The organism is Halomonas sp. AOP13-D3-9 (assembly GCF_052379125.1).
GTDB lineage: Bacteria > Pseudomonadota > Gammaproteobacteria > Pseudomonadales > Halomonadaceae > Vreelandella.
Genome location: NZ_JBQSYH010000047.1, coordinates 1 through 2,393, shown reverse-complemented (window position 1 = coordinate 2,393; position 2,393 = coordinate 1). Strand labels below are relative to the sequence as shown.

Genomic DNA, 2,393 nt, shown 5'->3' with positions numbered 1-2,393 from the left:
TGTAGCGCGTCAACTATCTTGGCCGGTCCAGCGACAATTAACTTGGCCGGTTGATCTGAACCTATAACGCCTGCTTTTCGGCAGACTGCTTCCTTCGATAACTATCACCCTCACACTGGATGATCGTGGCATGGTGTACCAGCCGATCAATGGCGGCGACCGTCATGACGGTATCGTCGAACAACTGGTCCCAGTCCTCAAAGGATTGATTGGAAGTAATGATCAGGCTGTGTCGCTCGTACCGGTGGGCGATCAGCTCGAACAGTACACTGCTTTCCTGTTCAGTCTTGCGCACGTACCCAAGGTCATCCACGATCAGCACACCGAACTTATCCAGTCGGATCAGGGCCTCGGTTAACTTCAACTCGGCCTTGGCTCGCTGCAGCGTTTGTACCAACTCAATGGCCGGCATGAACTTCACGCGAACCCCCGCATCGACCAGGCCGTAAGCGATGGCACAGGCCAGATGGGTCTTACCGATGCCACTGGCGCCGAACAGCAGGATGTTCTCGCCACGTTTGACCCAGTCCCGACTTTGGATCAGTTGCAGCACCTGGGGCTGGTTCACGCCGCTGACAGCCTTGAAGTCGAACGCGCCCAGCTGTTTGCCCGGTGGCATTGTGGCTTCCTTCAGGTAGCGGTGAAGGCGGTTGTTCTCCCGCGAAGCCAGCTCTTCTGAACACAGCTCACTCAAGTACTGTTCCGGTCGCCATTGATCCGCAACCGCCTTGTCGGCCAGCACTTGCCAGTGTTTCTGCATGGTGCCCAGCCGCAGGGCTTTGAGCATCAGCGGCAAGGAGGCGGTATGGTGGCTCATGACGGCCTCCCACCGGACAACAGTGCCTGGTAGTCGCTCAGGGCATGTTGCCGTACAACCACATGAGGGATCGCATCATAGTCATCCAGGAAGCGGTCTTCGCAGCGCTTGAGGGTGGGTAAGTCCTGCCGTTCAAGGCCCGCGATGACATAGCGCCCCAGGGCGGCTTCACAGTCACCCTTCTTGGCCAGATGCAGCAGCCGCACTATGTAGTGGCTGGCGTCATCAGCCCCGAGGTGTTGATCGACATGAGCCCAGATGCTTCGGTAGTCCTCGCTGGGAAGCAGATCCTCCCGCCATTGGGAGTGTCGAAAGGCACGCGGCTTCTTCACCAGAGACTCAATGATGTGCCGGTAATTGACGCTCCGTAACCGCTCCTGCTTGTGGGCGTGGATGCGATCCAGGGTCAGGGTATGGACCCCGCTGCACCACAGCTCAAGCCGATCATCAAAGAGGTGCACCATCAACTGACTGCCGACCAGCCGGGAAGGTACGCTGTAGACGACACGCTTCAACGAGATGGAGCTGGTACGACTGACCCGCACACAGTGCTGGGTGTAGTTGACGCTGTCGTAGACCGGTAACGGTTGTAGTTGTCGCTGCTCATCCTGCCACGCCGTGGCAACACGACGGTTACGACGGTCGACCACCGACTGTACGAAGGCCTGATAGGCCTTCCTGCTGGTAAAGTGGGCGTTACCCCGCATCAGCAAAGCTTGCTTGAGCTGCTGCTTGAGGTGGTTGTTCGGCGACTCGATAGCGCCGTTCTCATGGGCGACTCCTCGGTTGTTGCGTGTTGGCTTCAGCCCATAATGCAGGCACAGCGCCTCGAAGCGTTCGGTAAAATCGTCCTGCTCGGTCCGGTTCTTGTAGGCGGCACTGAGACTGTCGGTGCGCAGTTCATAGGGAATGCCGCCGCTGGCCCGAAAGGCCTTCTGCAACCCATCGGCGAGGGCGGAGAAGCTCTCGCCGCCGTACACCACCTGAGCATACGCCCAGCCACTGGCCACGAGACGATAGTGGAACAACCGGTGCCGGATAGGCTCCCCGGCGATGAAGACGGGGTCGGTGATCCAGGTAAAGTCGGCGATGCCCAAGGCGGCCAGGGCGTGAGTCTGGGTGAACATCACCTCTTTGCCCGGGCCGTGCAACTGCCGCCAGTGCTGGATGCGCCGTTCAAGCGTGCGCCGGGTTTTGGGGTCAAACAGATCACTGTGGTACTCGCATAGATGATCGAACAGCCCCACCGGGGTAATGTCGGCGTTGCCCTGGATCAGGGGGAGCACAATGCTCTCCCAAATGGGTTCAAGGGGGTCTTTGCGGGTACGCCAGTCTCGCTGACGCTTGTTGTGCTGGTGATGGTCGATCCGGCGCGCGGTTCGTTCAGAAATCCCTGCTTTGGCGGCGGCGACGGTCTGGAGCTGTGCTTTGCGATGTTCCATATATAACTTGGCCTGTTGCTCTGTAATGGCTTTGCCCGACACAGCGAACCCTCCGTTCTGCTGTGCCAAACCTTATCAGATCAACCGGCCAAGATAGTTGTCGCTGGACCGGCCAAGTTAATTGTCGCTCTATA

2 protein-coding genes are annotated in these 2,393 nt (G+C 58.7%); both read right to left on the bottom strand.

The window, feature by feature from the left end; translation table 11 throughout:
- Positions 1-61 precede the first annotated feature (61 nt).
- On the bottom strand, positions 62-817 hold the full coding sequence (gene istB / locus ACT3UM_RS24120) for an IS21-like element helper ATPase IstB (RefSeq protein ID WP_498902545.1): 756 nt from the start codon (positions 815-817) through the stop codon (positions 62-64).
- Entirely contained in the window at positions 814-2,301 is a 1,488-nt protein-coding gene (gene istA, locus ACT3UM_RS24115) for an IS21 family transposase (RefSeq protein WP_498902543.1), read from the bottom strand. The genes istB and istA overlap by 4 nt, the downstream gene beginning before the upstream one ends.
- Positions 2,302-2,393: the final 92 nt, after the last annotated feature.

What these genes read in the sequence shown, in the direction of transcription:
- istB (WP_498902545.1), bottom strand. Translation starts at nt 817, where the DNA reads ATGAGCCACCATACCGCCTCCTTGCCGCTGATGCTCAAAGCCCTGCGG.